Raw genomic sequence first — 17529 nt, 5'->3', positions numbered from 1 at the left:
CTCCAGCATAAAGCAACTAACCTAGATCAACTACTCTTTGATTGGCAAAATCATCTAAATTTATAGTCCTGACAGTAAGCTGCTGGGGTGATAAGATACCTGAAGTCTAATTCAAATCTAACTTGTAGTTTCCTGTATTAGAAAGACATCAAAGAGATAATTTAATATCAAAACTAATATGTCCAAGCAGAATATTGTCCGCCATAGTACGCATTATTTATTATTTATCCTCCTGCTGTTCGGATTACCTGGCAAGCTACAGGCGCAGTCAACGGAGGATACTTCAAAAACTGAGGCGCAGAGTCAGTCAGTCAGCATCTTAAGTATTGAGGGAGGCAAAAAGCTAATGATGGAGGCAGATCGGGCTATTGAGGCTCAACAATATGACCTAGCCGTCGAAAAGTTACAAAATGCACGACAGGTTTATAATCAGCTGTCTAATTTCTACCTACAGTTATTTAATAGTTTTACAGGATTAGATAATGCTGCTGCTGAAGCTAACCGAAAAAAAGCTTTAGACACTAGCCTGGAAAGAGATAAAGCGACCTATCAATTAGCTTTAGTCCATCGCTCACAAAATAAGTCAGAGCTTTCTATTCCCCTCTTGATTCAAATCATTACTTCTCAAACTCCTGGAATCGGATTGGGTAAAAAGGCTTATGAACAATTGCTAGAAATTGGTTTTGTCGATACTCCCTATACTCCGCCCAAACCAGGAACAGCAACACCTCCCCCAGCTGAAATACCCCCAAGTCCAAACCCCCAGCCACCTGCTGAAGGTCAAGCTCCATCTTCCGAAGTTGCACCCGCAGCTCCAACTCCTTAAATCTGTCACATAATCTGTTTAACCTGTCGAGAACTTTAGCCACACTTAGGTCTTTTTGCTTAGAATAAATGTAAAATAGTTACTCTCAATTATAATTACTCTTCGCAAGCGTCATAATTTCATGTTTATCAATGCCATCAAACCAACCACACAATTATGATTAGTCCAGAACAAGTACAAACCATGATTCAAGAGCGGCTGAGCAATGCCGAAGTCAAAGTTGTTGGCGATGGACAGCATTTTGAAGCCATTATTATTTCTCCAGATTTTGTCGGTAAAACCAGAGTTAAACAACATCAAATTGTATATGGAGCATTGCAATCAGAACTAGCATCAGAAACAATCCATGCTTTATCGCTCAAAACCTACACTCCTGAAGCTTGGCAAGCAAATGGGCAAACCGTGTAGCGCATTTTTTTATAAAGATTAATGATGTAGTATTTTGCAATTTAACAGAATTAAAATCGATTTCGATAAATCTTGGTTAGCGTAAACAATTAACAAATAGATAATTAAAGCTTATGACACCCGAAGTAAAGACAAAAATAGAACAGTTGCTCAATCAAAACAAAATTATGGTCTTCATGAAGGGATCAAAACTAATGCCCCAGTGTGGTTTTTCTAACAATGTGGTGCAGATCCTCAACAGTCTTGGCGTTCCTTATGAAACCGTAGATATTCTAGCCGAGCCTGAAATTAGACAGGGAATTAAGGAATATTCAAACTGGCCGACAATTCCTCAAATATACATCAACGGAGAATTTGTTGGGGGTTCAGACATTGCGATCGAACTTTATCAAAATGGGGAACTACAACAAATGGTAGAAGTTGCATTAGCTTCTTAAGTAATTTGATTGAACCTAAAACCTAAAATTAAGCCCAGGCGACTAAACCTAGTCGTCTTTTTTTCTTCAGGGATATAAAAACCCTAATATTAAGATGTTTTTAAAGCTCAAGACAGTTTTACATCTTACTCTTGTGATATACATTCAGTCAGCAAAGCCACTAATAATAGTCAGTGTCAACTTCCATTTGAGTTTGAGGGTTTGCTAACTCAAAATTTGAAGGGTCGCGCAAAAAACTGAGAGCCTGTTCTTCCAAACGATGAATAAGATATTGTTCTACAAAATTGCTGTTGCGCAGACAGGAGATATATCCATCTAAATATAGCCTGATCTCCTCAAAGCTATAGCGTCTACGCCACAGATCGACCATGCCGTCAGTAATTTTTTGATAGTGTCTAATCGTTTGTGGATCTTGGAGAATCATAAATCTAATTAGGCTATCCTGCCCAGAATATCAGCCGAAATCGAACTGTTGTTAAGTTTTATTGTCTTTTTATATTTTACCGTGTTGGGTTTTAACAATCACATTTTTTAAAAAAATCAGTCTATAGAGTTAAGCCAAATCTATTAGTAGTTTTAATCATTAGCTTGGTTACACTTCCCTTACTGGTCTATGTTAACAGGCACTTAAAAATTTCTGGAAAACTTCCCAACAAATCCATTAGTATTGCAGCACCGTAACCTTCGCTACAAAATCTCGTCAAAGCCTCTGTTAGCCTTATCTTTATAAGAATTTTCCTAAGCTTAAATGAGGCAAAAGTGGTTTTAGGGCATATTTTGATAGTTGAAAGTAATCCTCACTTACGCTCGTTACTGGGTTGGCATCTGCAACAAGCAGATTATACAGTTAGCCAATCTGCTACTCTGCAACAAGGTCGGGATGCTTTTCATCGACATCAACCAACATTAGTAATTCTCGATTCAGATTTACCCGATGGGGATGGATTGGAATTGTCTCATTGGCTGTATCAACAGCAAGATTCTTTGATTTTGCTGCTCTCGGCTCGCAGTGGAGAACAAGATGTGGTTAAAGGTTTGAAAGCTGGTGCTGATGATTATTTAACCAAGCCGTTTGGGATGCAGGAGTTTTTGGCGCGAGTTGAGGCTTTAGTACGGAGAAGGCGCTCTGGTGGTGTAGTTCCCCTGTCAATGGAGTGTAAAGAGCTTAAGATTGACCTAGCTCAGCGAAGGGTGCAGTTAAAAGGTAACTTTATTGAATTGACCCCGCAAGAGTTTAGCCTTTTGTATGTTTTGGCTCAGGCGGAGGGTAACCCTTTAAGTCGCTCAGAGTTGTTGCAGAGAGCTTGGCCAGAGGCGATCGACAATCCCCGTACAGTAGATACTCATGTTCTATCTTTACGTAAAAAAATTGAGCTGAATCCAAGACAGCCTAATATTATCCAAACGGTACGTAATATTGGTTATCGTTTTAATCCTGAATTGATTAAAGTAGATAATGATTTTTTAGCACCCGCTAATTTAGCATTAGGTCGTCAAGCTCAGCAATCTCATTTGAGTCCAGTATCCCGCCGTGTTTAAAATTCTGTTTAATCTCAATGCCACTCCTGCGCTTCTTCTGAGCATAGCTGAAAAATTTTTTGGCTTACTTTTTGACAGTTAATTCTGGTTGCAGGCAGATCTTCTAACAAGTTTCCCTGATTAAGCAGTAAAAGCCGATCGCCAAAATCTTGAATTAATTCTAATTGATGGTTAACCATCATAATGGTGAGATCTTGGTCTTGATTTAGCTTGGCTAACACCTTCAATAGATGGGTTGCTGTTCCGACATCCAAAGCTGATGTAGGCTCATCTAAGAGAATTACTTGAGGCTTCATCATTAAGGATCGGGCGATCGCTACTAGCTGTTTTTGCCCTTGAGATAATTGTAATTCGGTTTTTACCAGCCATTCGGCGGGAATATGCAGCAAATCGAGCCAGGTTTCAACTTGAGCGCGGATTTGAGACTTTGATAATTGCTGTAACTGTAAGGGATAGCTCAAAGCATCGATCACTTTCATTCCTAATAATTTTGGTTCTTGAGGTGCTAAAACTAGCCGACGGCGCAATTCTACTGGGGTGTATTCCTCAACTGGTATTTCTGCAAAATAAATTTTTCCTTGGGTAGGAGAAGCCAAACCGTTTAATAGTCTTAGTAAAGAAGTTTTGCCTGATCCTGATGCTCCAACGATGCTAATAATTTCTCCAGGTTGAACCGCAAATGAAAGATCCTGTAACAGCAACCCAGTACCTATGTTAGCCTGAAGCGTAACTTGCTCTAAGCGTAAAACATAAGTTAAGTGGCGATTGTCCCTCATATCATGATTCAAATAAACGGAGAGTATATTATGTCCAGCATAGTTTAAATCTTAAGTTAAATCTTAAGTTAAAATTTAACGAGGTAATCCTCCTTGAGATTGTTTTACTCTGTAATTCAGTTCCTTGCCAAGCTTGCAACCTCTCTGGTTGGAGTGTATAACAGCAAGGAAGATTAAGTTGCGATCGCGCACATATTCTGTAACTTAAGCACCATTGCCAGAGGAGTAATATTTTGAAGCTGACAAAACTTGCCAATTGGTTTTCCGACGAAGATCCTGAAAAAGATAAGCCCGACGAGCAGTCTTTGCAGCAAACAAATGCTAAATTGACAAAAATGCAGTCAACGATTGAGAAACTAAATCAGGATTTACAACAATCTCACAAACAACTCGCTCAAACTAAAGCACAGTTACAAATTAACCAGGGTTTTCAAATCGAACTGGGAGAAACTCAGCTTAAACTGCAAAAAATGACAGATGAATTGCAGCAGTACAAAAAAGAGCTGTTTGAACAACAAAAACAGTTGAGCAGTGTACAGGCTCAATATCAAAAAACTCAGCAAACTTTGGCGCAGGCAGTAGATCAAAATACTTGGCTAAATTTAATCAGAACTCCAGTTCAAGTGATTAAGATTAACAAGACCTTGCCAAAACAAGATTTTGAAACTTTATGGGGTTTTGGGATTATTAGTCCCACTGTTGAAACTATCCTGACGACAGGAGCAATTTTTGTGCGTGGCTGGGTATTGGGAAAAAAAGCTCAGGCTCAAACCGTAAAAGTTCTATATCTAAGCGAAACTATACTAGAGACGACAGTTGACCTGCGTCGTCCCGTAATCGCACAACAGTATCCTGATATTCCTCTAGCTGGACAAAGCGGTTTTGAGTTTTCTCTAGCCGTCACGGGAATCAAAAGCGAAACTGAATTAAATCTTAAAGCCTGTTTAAAAGATGGAACTACTGTTTGTTTGTGTAATTTTGTTTTAAAACCTCAGCTAATTGAATCAAATGACACACAAAGTTCTCTTCTAAATTAGTTAGACTAGTCTAGAGAATCTGAACTATAGATATTATGATGCTTTGATGACAAATCTTAAGAAAAACTTAAAAAAGTACTTGAACGTTTACAATAAAATTTTAAGGTGTTTGGAGGAACTAAAGTGTTCACAAGACTTGCACAACAACATCGCCAATTTGTCCAAGATTTAGTCATGACTCTTCAGGCATTAGCGATCGTTTTAGAAAATAAAGGTTATTTAGCATCCTGCTATACCTGTGGCGGAGAAATGAACAGTGGTTCGTTTATGGTTAGCTTAGGAGATGGTCATTTAATTCGTTTTTTAGTCTCAGATTATGGCATTACCTGGACTGAAATGAGAGATGATCGCGAATTAATGAAATTGGAAGGTGCAGAAGCAATCAATCAGTTACAGGATTTGGCAGATTTAATTAAATATCAATCTCACCCAACGGTATCTGCCACTTCAAAATCTGATTTTGATTCAGTTTTACGATCCATTTAGCAGAAACTTCTGTGATCCAATCAGCGACATGGCAATTAAGAATACCCAGGCTAATTCTATCTATAGCCTGGGTGTTTTATCTGATTAATTTTTAAATATTGTTATCGGCTAAATTCAATCCCGCGATCGCGCAATTGCTGCATAAAAAATTCTTCTAGAGAAGGTCTGGCTAATTGAATACTGACTAATCGAGCATCAGTATCATTTAGTTGGGTCACAAAGTGATTAGGCTCTACTTTGAGTTGACCATGCCAATAGTGATTTTCTTGAGTTAGGTTGGTCATCCAGGGGGTTAAAGTTTCTAAAGTTGCTCCTACAACTGTTGCTCGATAAGCATTGCCCTCTCCCAACAGCTCATCCAGTGAACCCTGGCAAATTAATTCTCCCAAAGCCAGAAAAGCAATGCGATCGCAAATTTGCTCAATATCAGATAAGATATGGGAATTAAAAAAAATTGTTTTACCCTGTTGCTTAAGAGACAAGACAATTTCCTTCATCCGATAACGTCCCATTGGGTCAAGCCCAGACATTGGCTCATCCAGAAAAACAATTTCAGGATCGTTAATCAGTGACTGCGCCATCCCCACTCGCTGGAGCATTCCTTTAGAATATTGCTTTAGCTTCTTATTACGAGCAGTAGATTGAGCTAAACCGACTAAATCCAGTAGTTCGGTGATCCGCTGGCGTTGTTTACTTTTAGGTATTTGAAATAGTCCAGCAATAAACTCCAAAAACTCCCAAGCAGTCAAAAAATCATAGAGATAGGCATTTTCTGGCAAATAACCAATCTTTTGTTTCACCTGGCGATCGCCAATTGGTTGACCAAAAATAACGGCTTTTCCTGTAGTGGGACGGGTAATACCTAGTAAAGTTTTGAGCAAAGTAGTTTTACCTGCTCCATTAGGACCTAATAAACCAAAAGTTTCGCCTCGATAAATATTTAAAGAACAACTCTTTAAAGACTCGATTTTTTGGTTCATCCAAAAGCCAGTACGATAGGTTTTACTTAAGTTCCAGGTCTGCACCACTGGCGAGGAATCACTAGAGTAAAGGGGAAGCGACAAATCAGCAGAATGCATAAATAACGTTTGCCTATGAAAGTATATTTTCTTATATCATTCCCTTTTAGTAATTATTTATTAAACTCGTCATTTTTTGCCCCAACTACTTTATCAAAAAAATACAATATGAACCAGTAAATTCATTTATCGTAAATATAATTTATCAAACTCAAATTTTAAATCTCAATTTTATCAAATACATGAATGTTCTTTTTATCATCACTAGAGCAGACGCTATCGGTGGCGCTCAGGTGCATGTCAAAGATTTGGCGGTAGCTTTACAAGAAGATGATTATAAGGTTTTGGTTTTAACAGGAGAATCAGGTGTTTACAACGAAGATTTGCAGCAAGCAGGTATTGAATCCATCGCTTGTGACTCTTTGAAAAGAGCAGTTAATCCCATCCTAGATGGCAAAAGTTTAAGATACATTTTATATATAATCAATCAATTTAAGCCAGATTTGATTGCAGCTCATTCGAGTAAAACAGGAATCTTAGGTCGTTTAGCCAGCCAAATAACCAAAGTACCCTGTGTGTTTACAGCTCATGGTTGGTCTTTTACCACAGGGATTCCCGAACCCCATCGGACTATTTATCGCTGGCTGGAAAAGCTGACAGCATCTCTAGCAGACCAGATTATCTGTGTCTCCGAATATGACCGCCAAATTGGTTTAAAAGCTGGGATAAATTCAGCAAAACTATTGACTATTCACAACGGGATGAAAGATATAGCAATAGACCTCCATGCAAATCCAGCTCAAGAAGAACCAATTAAGGTAGCCATGGTAGCGCGTTTTGACCGCCAAAAAGATCAGGCAATGTTAATTGAAGCTTTTCAAGATCTCCCCGCGAAACTTATGTTGATTGGGGATGGACCCAGCTTAGACAAGACTAAAGAAAAAGTAGCCCAGCTAGGAATGAACAATCAGGTATCGTTTCTCGGCTTTCGTGAGGATATAGCTGAAATTTTAGCAGAGGTCCAAATTTATGCCTTGGTTTCTAACTGGGAAGGTTTGCCATGCACCATTATTGAAGCCATGCGAGCAGGTTTACCAGTCGTGGCATCAGATGTTGGGGGGGTTAGTGAAATTGTGCTGGATGGACAAACGGGTTATCTAGTTCCTCGCGGAGATGCTCAGACTTTACGCCAAAAGCTCAGTTATCTAATTGATAATAAGCAAGCCCGAATTAGCATGGGGATCATGGGGCGAGAAAAATATGAGTCACAACTAACGTTTGGGCATATGTATAAGAAAACCTTATCAACTTATCAAGCAGCGATTGCGGAGCGTGGAGATCGTCCAATCGCGCAAAAATCTTAACTATAAAATCAATCAATAAATTTAGCCATTTTTTTTATAAATATAAATTAGTAAATTAGTGAAACAGCCAATTCTTTTATCAACACCTCATATTGGTGAGCAAGAACTAAAGTTTGTCCAAGAAGCTTTTGAGACTAATTGGGTTGCTCCTGTCGGCCCACATATTGACGCTTTTGAGCAGGAGTTTTCTCAGATAGTAGGAGCAAAACACGCGGCAGCCTTATCATCAGGTACGGCTGCTTTACATTTAGCTTTGAAGCTTGTAGGAGTGAAGCCAGGAGATGAGGTTTTTTGTTCTACCTTCACTTTTATTGCCAGTGTTAGTCCAATTACTTATTTAGGGGCAACGCCTGTCTTTATTGATAGCGATCGCACTTCTTGGAATATGGATCCAAGCTTACTAGCAGACAGTTTGGCTCAAAAAGATCGAATCGGCAAACTACCTAAAGCTGTCGTGCTGGTTCATCTTTATGGTCAAAGCGCTGATATCGAGCCGATTATGCAGATATGCGATCGCTACGGTATTCCTTTAATTGAAGATGCTGCTGAAGCTTTAGGGGCAACTTATAAAAATACTTCTCCTGGTACTTGGGGTCGTGCAGGCATCTTTTCTTTCAACGGGAATAAAATTATTACTACCTCTGGTGGTGGGATGTTAGTTTCTGGTGATGACAAATTAATTAGCCAGGCCAAGTTTTTAGCTACCCAAGCTAGAGATCCTCAACCTCATTACGAACATACTCAGATTGGCTTTAACTATCGACTGAGCAATATCTTGGCAGGAATTGGTCGAGGACAGCTAATGGTATTAAAAGAGAGAGTCACTGCTCGTCGTCGTAATTTTGCTTTCTATCAAAAGATGTTGGGTGATTTACCAGGAATCGAGTTTATGCCAGAGGCAGATTTTGGCACATGTACTCGCTGGTTGAGTTGCTTGACTTTTGATCCTAATATTGGGGGTATAGATCGCGAACAAGTTCGTCTTAAGCTCTTGGAGCAACAAATTGAAACTAGACCCGTTTGGAAACCAATGCATTTACAGCCAGTATTTGCTAGTTGTGAATGTGTCAATAATGGAGTAGCCGAGGATTTGTTTCAAAAAGGTTTATGTTTACCCTCTGGTTCTAATCTTACCAATGAAGAGCTAGAGCGAGTAACAACTAAAATTAGAGAGCTATATAACAAATAACTCTATTTGAGCTGTATAGTCAACTAAACTTTATGATTTAAGTTTAAAATTTGGGCTATTATAGCTTAAGTAGATTTATGTATGTATTTTCTCTTAAAATTCTTAAATTAATTTTCAATAATTTTTAATAACGTCAATAAATATAACAATTGATTATGAACTCTTCACCAGCCTCTTTAGGAACTGATCAATATTGGCAAATTATTAAGAGACGTTGGCTGCCTGGTTCGATAGTTTTCCTGACAGTACTTACTTTGGGAATTGTTGCCACAACTCTTAAACAAAGTGTTTACAAAGCAGATGCAAAATTAAAGTTTAAGGGAAATACCGTTACCTCATCTTTAACTGAAGTTAGTAAGGCGATCGGTGAATTAACGCCAATTGTTGCTCAGGGAAATCCGCTGAATACGGAAGCAGAGGTGTTACGTTCCGTTCCACTAATCAAAAAAACTATCGACGACCCAGGATTGCAGTTAAAAAATAGTGATGGCGAGAAATTAAGCGTTGATAATTTTTTAAAGAACTTAAGCGTCAATTCGATCCTCTCAACCGATATTTTGGAGGTTAGCTATACGAGTGAAAATCCAGAAGAGGCAGCTAAAGTAGTTAATACTCTAATTAAAAATTATCTGGAAAACAATTTAGTCGTTAACAAAGCCGAAGCAGTCTCTGCCAAAGACTTTCTTGAGGGACAGTTGCCCAAAGTACAAGATTCTTTAAAAAAGACGGAAACAGAAATACGTCAACTCAAGGAATCTAACGAATTTGTTGCTCCAGATGAAGATACGAGGGCATTGATTGAGGGACTGCGCGAACTTCAGGCAGAAATATCGAAAGCTGAGGGAGAAATGGCCAGTGCTGATTCTCGAGCTGACTATATTAGAAATAAATTGGGTTTGACAGCCGAGCAAGCGGTGGTATTAACTACTGTTAGTCAATCACCGGCAGTAAGAGAAACAATAGCAAAGCTACAAAGCGCAGAATCAGAATTAGCAATTGCTCAAGCTCGTTTTACCCCCAATAGTCCTAATGTAATTGAGCTCAAAGAGCAGATAAGTTCCTTTAAAAAATTATTGGGAACACAGACTGTATCCATTGGTGGCGAAGCTGCTAAAGGTATTATAGACAAGATTAAAACGGGAGAAATTCAGCAGCAGCTTACTACTGAATTGATTAATCTCGAAGCCAGTAACTTTGGTCTAAAAAAACAGATTGCTAGTTTGACACAGATTGAACAAGATCGTCGCAATAGAATTAAACGAGTACCTGAGCTGGAACAAAAACTACGACAATTAAATCGAGAGCTAGATTCTTCTGAGTCCACCTACAAAGTTTTATGGCAGCAGCTTCAAACAGTTAGAATTGCTGAAAGCCAAGATCCTGGTAATGTTAGGGTAATCTCTAATGCTATTGTACCTATTCAACCAGTTTCTTCTCGTGCAGTCGGCTATCTAGCTTCTGGTTCATTAGCTTTTTTAGCAGCAGCAGGAATCATTTATCTTCTAGAAATTAGCGATAAATCGATTAAAACCATTGACGAAGCTAAACAACTGTACGGTTACGCTTGGTTGGGTACTATTCCTGGGACAGACAAAACCAAAGTACTAAGTTTGCCAGGATCTAAACAAAACTCTTCAATTCCTAAAATAGTGGTTCGTGATTATCCTTCACTACCTTTAGGTGAATCCTATCGAATGTTACAGTCCAACATTAAGTTTTTAAACTCAGGATCTGCGATCAACAGTATTGTAATTACTAGCTCTACAGCGGGAGAAGGCAAGTCAACAGTGGCTGCTAATCTGGCTGCATCTATGGCTCAGGTAGGTAATAAAGTTTTGCTGGTAGATGCTGATCTACATCATCCAATGCAGCACCTCATTTGGGATGCACACAATGATTGTGGTTTGAGTAATGTTGTTGCCGAGCAGTTAGATCCAAGAATGGTTATTGAGGAAGTACTGCCAAATCTTGACTTAATTACTTCGGGAACAATGATCTTTTCTTCAGCTACTCTGCTTGATTCTTCAAGAATGAGAATGCTAATCGATTACTGGTCTGAATCATACGATTACGTAATTATTGATACACCTGCTTTAGACTTGACTGCTGATGCACCAATTATGGGTCGTATAGTTGACGGTGTTTTGCTAGTGGTTAAGCCAGGTTCTGTAGATCGCGCTCAAGCTACATCTACCAAAGAAATCCTCAATCAGTCTGGTCTTAATATGCTAGGGATTGTGTTCAATGGGGTTGCTTCTCAATTTGAACGTTCCTCGTCTCTAGCACCTATGCAAGAGCCAAGAAGTTTTCAGCCGTTAAGCAAATTGCTAGGGAATTCCGATCAAGGGGAACTATGGGAGACAATTTCTATTTTGGCTAAAGAATCTAAGAAAGTTCCTTTAGCTATTGATCTAGATGATACTGAATTAAAGCAAGCTCCTTTAAATAAGTTAGAAGAAATGGTCTTCCATCTACAGCAAGATCTATCTGATTTAACCAGATTAGTTAAAGAGCAAGAGGATGAATTATCCATACAACGACAAAAAGTTGGGAAGCTTCAGCGCCAGGCTAGTATTGCCAGTGAAAATGAACTATTGCAGCTTGAAAACCAGTTGAATCAAGAACGGGAAAGGAAAAACATGCTAGATAAAACTTTAATCGGTCAAAGGCGCAATTTGGAAAAACGCCGTGAAATACTTCATCAATACCAGGAAGTGCTAGAAAGCCGAAAAAATCCTATCTCTATAATTTAAGATTAATTAAAATTGAGGTGTGGGAAATTTAATTGAATATCAGAAATAAAAAGTGAAAACTATCTTGCTAGGTGTAATTGCTGCTTATCGTCAGTTCATTTCTCCTTTATTTCCTCCTTCTTGCCGATTTCAGCCTACTTGCTCTCAATATGCGCTCGAAGCGATCGCCACCCATGGCACAATTAAGGGTAGTTGGCTGGCAATTCAGCGTATTCTACGTTGCCATCCTTTTCATCCAGGTGGTTACGACCCTGTACCTTGTGATGACAAAAATACAGATCGCTGATTAAAAGCAAAATTCTAAGCATTCTGCCAATTTAGGTAAGGTAACTTGGTCGCTGTTGTTTTTATTTTCTCGGCATTACTAACCAACTGTCCGCAGTTGTCCCAAGTGCCTTGTAAGAACATCTGTTTTGAACCTTCATTCATTCTTACAAGAATAGACAAACCGTCGCTTTTAACAGACATATTTTCTAAATCAACTATCACATTAGCTTCAGGGTGTTTTTTGATTGATGTCTGTAGCTGCTGTATATCTTCAGGAGCAGCGATTAGACAGGGAACACCAATCGCCACACAGTTACCCAAAAAAATCTCGGCAAAGCTTTGCCCTACAATTGCCTTAATACCCCATTTAGATAGAGCTTGAGGTGCATGTTCACGAGATGAACCACAGCCAAAGTTATTGTTGACTAGGAGAATGCTTGCTCCTTGATGTTGAGGTCGATCAAAAGGATGATTACCATTACTTTGGATACGATCGTCCTCAAATGCGTGTTCTCCTAAGCCTTCAAAAGTAACGCAACGAAGGAAACGAGCAGGAATAATCCGATCTGTATCAATGTCATTTCCTTCAACAGCGATCGCTTTTCCTGATATTTCTTTAATTTTACTCATTCTTTTGTAAGTGTATTTGTCAGTATTGTAAGTATTAATTGAGTCTTTTTAGCCATCTACTCATTGGTCATTGATTCTTCGTTGCCAATCTTGGTCGATCTGATCGGCATTTTTAATGTTTTGATCTAAGAGATCGTCTTGTGTAGTGTAGGTAATATCACGATCGCCGATTACTTTTTGCTGCGCAAACTGACTGGCGTAGGTTAATTTCTGATGTAGAGACTGATCGGGTTGATTGAGGGCGATCGCTCTTTGCTCACGAGCTTGATTACGCTTAATTATCTGAGGATTGCGTCCTTGAATCCAAAAATAGCGTACTAAAGGGATTACTAAATAGAGAATACCGTAGCCGAGTAAAAACCAGGAAATTGAGTTGGCCAAAGCTACTATTCCCCCTAATTGTGCTGCGATCGCGCCATCTTGTAATAAAGTTTCTAGAACAAATGCCAGAATAATATTCAATGCGCCTAAACCAGCCGCTAGAGTAATTTGACTCCCATTAGCTTGACTAAAACGCCAGAGCTTTTCTTGTAAATAGCTGGTTGTAGAGGGAGATTCTTGTCGCCGACTAGCCATTACCTGGAGTTCAGGAAAGTAGTAAATAATCTCTCCTTGGGGTGAAACTTGAGGATAACCGTTAAAGCGACTCAGCACAGGAATCATGTAGTCTTCGTCTCGATCTATTTCATCAACATAAGGCGCAATTTGTTCGGCAATTACAGCACCTTTACTGCTACGAATTACGGAACCAATCCTCTGCCAGCGATCTTCTTCTAAATCGGCATTAGGATTACCATCCCCAAATAAGAAGGAAAAGACGGATTCCAAAAAGTTCATTTGATAATTGCTAGTTTGTCTTCGGCGCTGAAGACGACGGCGATTATAACCAGGATCGAACCACCAAAAGATATCGCCAATCCAAAAGCGAGGTAGAAAAAATCCGCCTCCGTAACCCCCACCAAAGCCTTGATTATCCCCCTCTCTTTCATCGTTCGTGGAGTTCATGGCAATCACAATGGCAATGATTGCTACTAGCATTAGCAAAATAGAGGCAATTAAAATAATTCCAAAAGAAATCCGAATGATATAAAACAAAACTCGCCAAATCTTCTGCCAGGTTTGTTGCCAGCGTAACTGCCAGTATTTATTACGTAGAATAGAGCGAAAGTTTTGGGGAAATAAATAAACTACGTCTCCTGATTCTGCTACCTGTAAATGCCCTCCAGCTTCGCTAGCTAGGGCTAATAACCCTTGCTGGGCAAAATTTAGCTCTAACCCTGCTTGCGCCGCCACGTCACCTACAGTAACGCGGTAATCGAGCTTTTCAATCGACTTAACAATCTTAGGGTCAGGAGTCATTATTTACCACAGAGTAATACTTGCCTACTATATTTATTTTATCGTTTTAAATCTTTTCTCTCAGGTAAAGATATTTAAAATAATCAGATTGCGATCGCTTGACTAACAATCATTTACTCTTGCTTTTGTTTTAAGATAATTTTGATGAGGTTTGACAAGGAAGGTTACTCTGATGGTAAAAACTGCTTCGACTATGCTGGCTTTAGGCACTGCTGCCCCTGAGTTTCAACTACCTGATGTGGTATCTGGGGAAACTATTTCTTTAGCTACGTTTTCTGGTAGTAAAGCATTACTATTGATGTTTCTTTGCCAGCACTGTCCTTTTGTTAAACACGTTCAAGCGGAATTAGCCAAAATCGGTCATGATTATCGCGATCGCTCTTTGGGTATAGTAGCAATCAGCGCTAATGATGTGGCAAACTATCCAGACGATTCTCCCCAAAAGCTTAAGCAGATGGCGCAGGAGTTGAGCTTTAATTTTCCTGTCTGCTATGACGAAAGCCAAGAAGTAAGTAAATCCTATACCGCAGCCTGCACGCCAGATTTCTTTTTGTTTGATTCTGCAAATAAGCTTGTCTATCGTGGTCAATTAGATGATAGTCGTCCTAGTAATGGTATTCCCGTAACAGGGCAGGATCTGCGTCAGGCGATCGATGCTGTGTTGCAAGATCGAGCAATTGACTTTGAGCAAAAGCCCAGTATCGGCTGCAATATTAAATGGAAACCTGGTAATGAACCAGATTATTTTGGCTGATTTGCGATTGGACGACCTCCATGCTTCGCGATCGCACTAAGTCAGAGAGTGAGTAAAGAATAATATTGTTCTTTTAATTTCGAACCACAAGTAAGCTCGTGGCTGCATGCTCGCTATTATTATCTAAGATAATATTTTGCGGTTAATTTACACCATCTAACTGTTGACGACCATTTTGAATAATCAGCAATATTTGCTGTATCTTTTGTTCAATATCCTCCAGAACATAATCTGCGTAGTCATCAGCACCTTGTTGGATAGCTTGAGATTCGGCGATCGCATTTTGGTGCAACTCTCTCACCTCATTGAGGGTTGTCTGCTTGAGATGCTCACATTCTTGTTCTGTTTTCAGCCTTATCTTTGCCCCATCTAACTCTGCTTGGCGCAATATGCTTGAATCATGCAAAATTTGGCTGACTTTTTCTTGTGCCGACTTTACTAATGCAGCAGCGTAATTTTCTGCCTCGGAAATGATTTGCTGTTTTCGGCTAGCAATGGCAATGGCAGTAGCTAAATCTACAGGCAAATGTTCTTTAATTTGATTCAATTGATGGAGAACAACAACCCGATCTATCACGATAAATTCAGTCAGGGGAACATGGGTACTATTTACAATTAGTTCTTCTAACGCATCCAACTCAATTTCTATATTAAAACCCAGCGGCTGATTATCACTGGTTTCTGGTATATCGACAGGAATAGAGGACTGAATATAATTAGTTGGCAACATTAATATGAACAAATATATTTGATTATTTGCCTTTATTTTTAACTCAAATTAGACTTAATTGCCAACCTATTTACCACTTTTTAAATATCATTTATTTTAGTAGCTTAAATTAAGCATTAATGCCCTCAATCTGAATTATCAAGGTATTTTTGCTGCATATCTTCAACAATGTTTTGAGAAACTAAATGGTCAATTGCACCTCCAAATTGAGCGATTTCTTTGACAATACTGCTACTTAAAAAACTATATTCTTTAGTAGTAGCTAAGAAGACGGTTTCGATTTCTTGATTAAGAGTTTTGTTAGTGTGAGCCATCTGTAATTCTTTTTCAAAATCAGATAGAACTCTCAAGCCTCTGAGCAATACTCCAGCATCATGTAATTTGGCATAATCGACAGTCAAACCGACAAAACTATCTACTTCTACATTATGAATATGCTTAGTACATTGCGTAATTTGTTCAATTCTTTTTTCTACTGTAAATAAAGGCTGTTTACTAGGATTAGAAAGAACGGCGACAATAACTTTTTCAAAAAGCATGGCTCCTCTTTCTACAATATCAATATGTCCTAAAGTAATTGGATCGAAGCTACCAGGATAAATTGCAATCATTGCTCATACTATTTTAGGGTTAATTAATTTCACCTCTTCAACTGGTATTTCATCGTATTCAGGTGTTAATTCAAACAACATAAATAGTACCTTAATAAAACTAGCGATCGGTACAGCCAAAATTAAGCCTAGAAACCCTCCTAACTGTGCGCCAACCAGAAGCGATACCAAGACTAAAACAGGATTTAAACCAGTAAATTCACCCAACAGACGAGGGGCAATAACGCTTTCTACTATTTGCTCAATTACGAAGGAAACTGCTAAAACTTTTAGACCTAACCAAATGCTTTTAAGCGCCATTAAAAAGCTCACTAAGCTAATGCTCAAAGCTGCACCAAAGGGAAATAACGCCATTAAACCAACTACTAATCCAAACAATAGGGCAAAGGGTATTTGAATAATTAAGAAGGCAATGGTAATCGAAACACCCATCACAGACGCTACTGTCAGTTGACCGACAAAGTAGTTGTTAAAAGTTCGTTTGAGAGCATCACGAATGTTTTGTCTGGAGTTGTTAGGGAAAAACTGGAACACATCTTCCCATAGTTCATTCCCATGAAGGAGCATATAAAAAGTTAGCACAATAGTTAACAGCAAATCTAAAATGCTGCCTACTACTGAAAAAAAGCTACCTAAAATCTGACCACTTAACTGTTGTAGTTGATAGGTAACTCGACTCAGGGAATCAGCAACTAAACTGCTAATACTGACAGGTAAATTTCGTTCATCTGCCCAAGCTTCAAAGACTTTTGCTTGTTCACTCCCAGAGGCAACATAGCTTGGTAAACGTTCTAGAAGACCATTAAGCTGATTGAGTAGGATCGGAATTACCGTAACGCCAATAATCGCCAGCAGCAAGATTCCAATTAAAAGAACCATCAAAATAGCGATCGCTCTGGGGATATTCCTCTGTTCAATAAAGCGAACGGGATAATCTAAGATAAATGACAGCAAAGTGGCAGTGATGAATATGGTAATCAAAGATTCAAAATATTCAAATGCTAATATGATTAGCCAGCCATTTAATACCAGCAATGGAACAACTAGCCCGATAGTAAGCCATTTTGGTAACTTAGAGATTCTTTCGATCATGTTTTTGGTATAGACAGCAGGATTAAATATACCAATTTATCTTATAAAGATCGCAATTGACCTCCCGCGTAAGTTAGAACAACCTGTAGTTAATCTCTAAGTTTTAATAATGCCATCTGGGCTTAGTAGTCTAGTTTCATCTGCTTAACCTTTTTAGAATTTAAAAACGCCAGTGGTCTGAGGAGGAGTTTCAACATAATTAGAACAGACTGTAGCTCGTTAGGAATCTTGCGTATTTCCCATTGACCAGGG

Annotated in this window: 19 protein-coding genes; 11 read left to right on the top strand and 8 right to left on the bottom strand. The window is 38.9% G+C overall.

Annotation, left to right across the window (positions count from 1 at the left end; genetic code table 11):
* The first annotated feature begins 178 nt into the window (after positions 1 to 178).
* The 3 genes from C7B62_RS05180 to grxD all read left to right on the top strand — a co-directional run bounded on the left by C7B62_RS05180 (position 179) and on the right by grxD (position 1671).
* Positions 179 to 826: a lipopolysaccharide assembly protein LapB gene (locus C7B62_RS05180; protein ID WP_106233557.1), complete on the top strand. Its 648-nt coding sequence runs from the start codon at positions 179 to 181 to the stop codon at positions 824 to 826.
* Between the two features lie 156 nt (positions 827 to 982).
* Positions 983 to 1234 carry a BolA family protein gene (locus tag C7B62_RS05175; RefSeq protein ID WP_106233556.1) on the top strand — a complete coding sequence of 84 codons (252 nt, stop codon included), beginning with the start codon at positions 983 to 985 and terminating at the stop codon, positions 1232 to 1234.
* 113 nt (positions 1235 to 1347) lie between these two features.
* A complete protein-coding gene (gene grxD / locus C7B62_RS05170; RefSeq protein ID WP_106233555.1) occupies positions 1348 to 1671 on the top strand; it encodes a Grx4 family monothiol glutaredoxin in 324 nt (107 codons plus the stop codon).
* Positions 1672 to 1831: 160 nt separating this feature from the next.
* Here grxD and C7B62_RS05165 read toward each other — a convergent pair whose 3' ends face one another.
* The gene (locus tag C7B62_RS05165) at positions 1832 to 2092 is read right to left on the bottom strand and encodes a DUF6761 family protein (protein ID WP_106233594.1); all 261 of its coding nucleotides are present in this window, start codon (positions 2090 to 2092) and stop codon (positions 1832 to 1834) included.
* A 338-nt stretch (positions 2093 to 2430) separates the two neighbouring features.
* Here C7B62_RS05165 and C7B62_RS05160 point away from each other — a divergent pair, with 338 nt between their 5' ends.
* Positions 2431 to 3210: a response regulator transcription factor gene (locus tag C7B62_RS05160; RefSeq protein WP_106233554.1), complete on the top strand. Its 780-nt coding sequence runs from the start codon at positions 2431 to 2433 to the stop codon at positions 3208 to 3210.
* Between the two features lie 14 nt (positions 3211 to 3224).
* On the opposite strand, the gene C7B62_RS05155 is transcribed toward C7B62_RS05160, so the two are convergent.
* Positions 3225 to 3986: an ATP-binding cassette domain-containing protein gene (locus C7B62_RS05155; RefSeq protein ID WP_106233553.1), complete on the bottom strand. Its 762-nt coding sequence runs from the start codon at positions 3984 to 3986 to the stop codon at positions 3225 to 3227.
* 233 nt (positions 3987 to 4219) lie between these two features.
* On the opposite strand from C7B62_RS05155, the gene C7B62_RS05150 reads away from it, so the two are divergent.
* Together C7B62_RS05150 and C7B62_RS05145 are read left to right on the top strand one after the other, a co-directional pair.
* Positions 4220 to 5023: a hypothetical protein gene (locus tag C7B62_RS05150; protein WP_106233552.1), complete on the top strand. Its 804-nt coding sequence runs from the start codon at positions 4220 to 4222 to the stop codon at positions 5021 to 5023.
* 123 nt (positions 5024 to 5146) lie between these two features.
* Positions 5147 to 5509, top strand: coding sequence for a DUF1815 family protein (locus C7B62_RS05145; RefSeq protein ID WP_106233593.1), 363 nt, complete (start codon positions 5147 to 5149; stop codon positions 5507 to 5509).
* A 101-nt stretch (positions 5510 to 5610) separates the two neighbouring features.
* Here the strand turns inward: C7B62_RS05145 and C7B62_RS05140 are convergent, their stop codons facing one another.
* Entirely contained in the window at positions 5611 to 6588 is a 978-nt protein-coding gene (locus C7B62_RS05140; RefSeq protein WP_106233551.1) for an ABC transporter ATP-binding protein, read from the bottom strand.
* Positions 6589 to 6770: 182 nt separating this feature from the next.
* Between C7B62_RS05140 and C7B62_RS05135 the strand changes: the two genes are divergently transcribed.
* From C7B62_RS05135 to yidD, 4 genes are all read left to right on the top strand, one after another.
* Entirely contained in the window at positions 6771 to 7892 is a 1122-nt protein-coding gene (locus C7B62_RS05135; protein ID WP_106233550.1) for a glycosyltransferase family 4 protein, read from the top strand.
* A gap of 58 nt (positions 7893 to 7950) precedes the next feature.
* The gene (locus C7B62_RS05130) at positions 7951 to 9081 is read left to right on the top strand and encodes a DegT/DnrJ/EryC1/StrS aminotransferase family protein (protein WP_106233549.1); all 1131 of its coding nucleotides are present in this window, start codon (positions 7951 to 7953) and stop codon (positions 9079 to 9081) included.
* Between the two features lie 155 nt (positions 9082 to 9236).
* Positions 9237 to 11834, top strand: a complete 2598-nt coding sequence (locus C7B62_RS05125; RefSeq protein WP_106233548.1) for a polysaccharide biosynthesis tyrosine autokinase — start codon at positions 9237 to 9239, stop codon at positions 11832 to 11834.
* Between the two features lie 52 nt (positions 11835 to 11886).
* A complete protein-coding gene (yidD, locus tag C7B62_RS05120; RefSeq protein WP_106233547.1) occupies positions 11887 to 12120 on the top strand; it encodes a membrane protein insertion efficiency factor YidD in 234 nt (77 codons plus the stop codon).
* A 14-nt stretch (positions 12121 to 12134) separates the two neighbouring features.
* Here yidD and leuD read toward each other — a convergent pair whose 3' ends face one another.
* Together leuD and C7B62_RS05110 are read right to left on the bottom strand one after the other, a co-directional pair.
* The gene (leuD, locus tag C7B62_RS05115) at positions 12135 to 12731 is read right to left on the bottom strand and encodes a 3-isopropylmalate dehydratase small subunit (protein ID WP_106233546.1); all 597 of its coding nucleotides are present in this window, start codon (positions 12729 to 12731) and stop codon (positions 12135 to 12137) included.
* Positions 12732 to 12791: 60 nt separating this feature from the next.
* A complete protein-coding gene (locus tag C7B62_RS05110; RefSeq protein WP_106233545.1) occupies positions 12792 to 14090 on the bottom strand; it encodes a hypothetical protein in 1299 nt (432 codons plus the stop codon).
* A gap of 172 nt (positions 14091 to 14262) precedes the next feature.
* On the opposite strand from C7B62_RS05110, the gene C7B62_RS05105 reads away from it, so the two are divergent.
* A complete protein-coding gene (locus tag C7B62_RS05105) occupies positions 14263 to 14844 on the top strand; it encodes a thioredoxin family protein (protein ID WP_106233544.1) in 582 nt (193 codons plus the stop codon).
* Positions 14845 to 14986: 142 nt separating this feature from the next.
* Here C7B62_RS05105 and C7B62_RS05100 read toward each other — a convergent pair whose 3' ends face one another.
* The 3 genes from C7B62_RS05100 to C7B62_RS05090 form a co-directional block, all read right to left on the bottom strand.
* On the bottom strand, positions 14987 to 15574 hold the full coding sequence (locus tag C7B62_RS05100; RefSeq protein WP_106233543.1) for a hypothetical protein: 588 nt from the start codon (positions 15572 to 15574) through the stop codon (positions 14987 to 14989).
* 125 nt (positions 15575 to 15699) lie between these two features.
* Positions 15700 to 16185: a pantetheine-phosphate adenylyltransferase gene (gene coaD / locus C7B62_RS05095; protein ID WP_106233542.1), complete on the bottom strand. Its 486-nt coding sequence runs from the start codon at positions 16183 to 16185 to the stop codon at positions 15700 to 15702.
* Between the two features lie 3 nt (positions 16186 to 16188).
* Entirely contained in the window at positions 16189 to 17277 is a 1089-nt protein-coding gene (locus C7B62_RS05090; protein WP_106233541.1) for an AI-2E family transporter, read from the bottom strand.
* Between the last annotated feature and the right edge of the window lie 252 nt (positions 17278 to 17529).

The organism is Pleurocapsa sp. CCALA 161, from assembly GCF_003003995.1.
In the GTDB taxonomy this organism is placed as follows: Bacteria; Cyanobacteriota; Cyanobacteriia; order Cyanobacteriales; family Xenococcaceae; genus Waterburya.
Note: the sequence above shows the minus strand (reverse complement) of the source record. Positions and strands in the feature narration are given on the sequence as shown.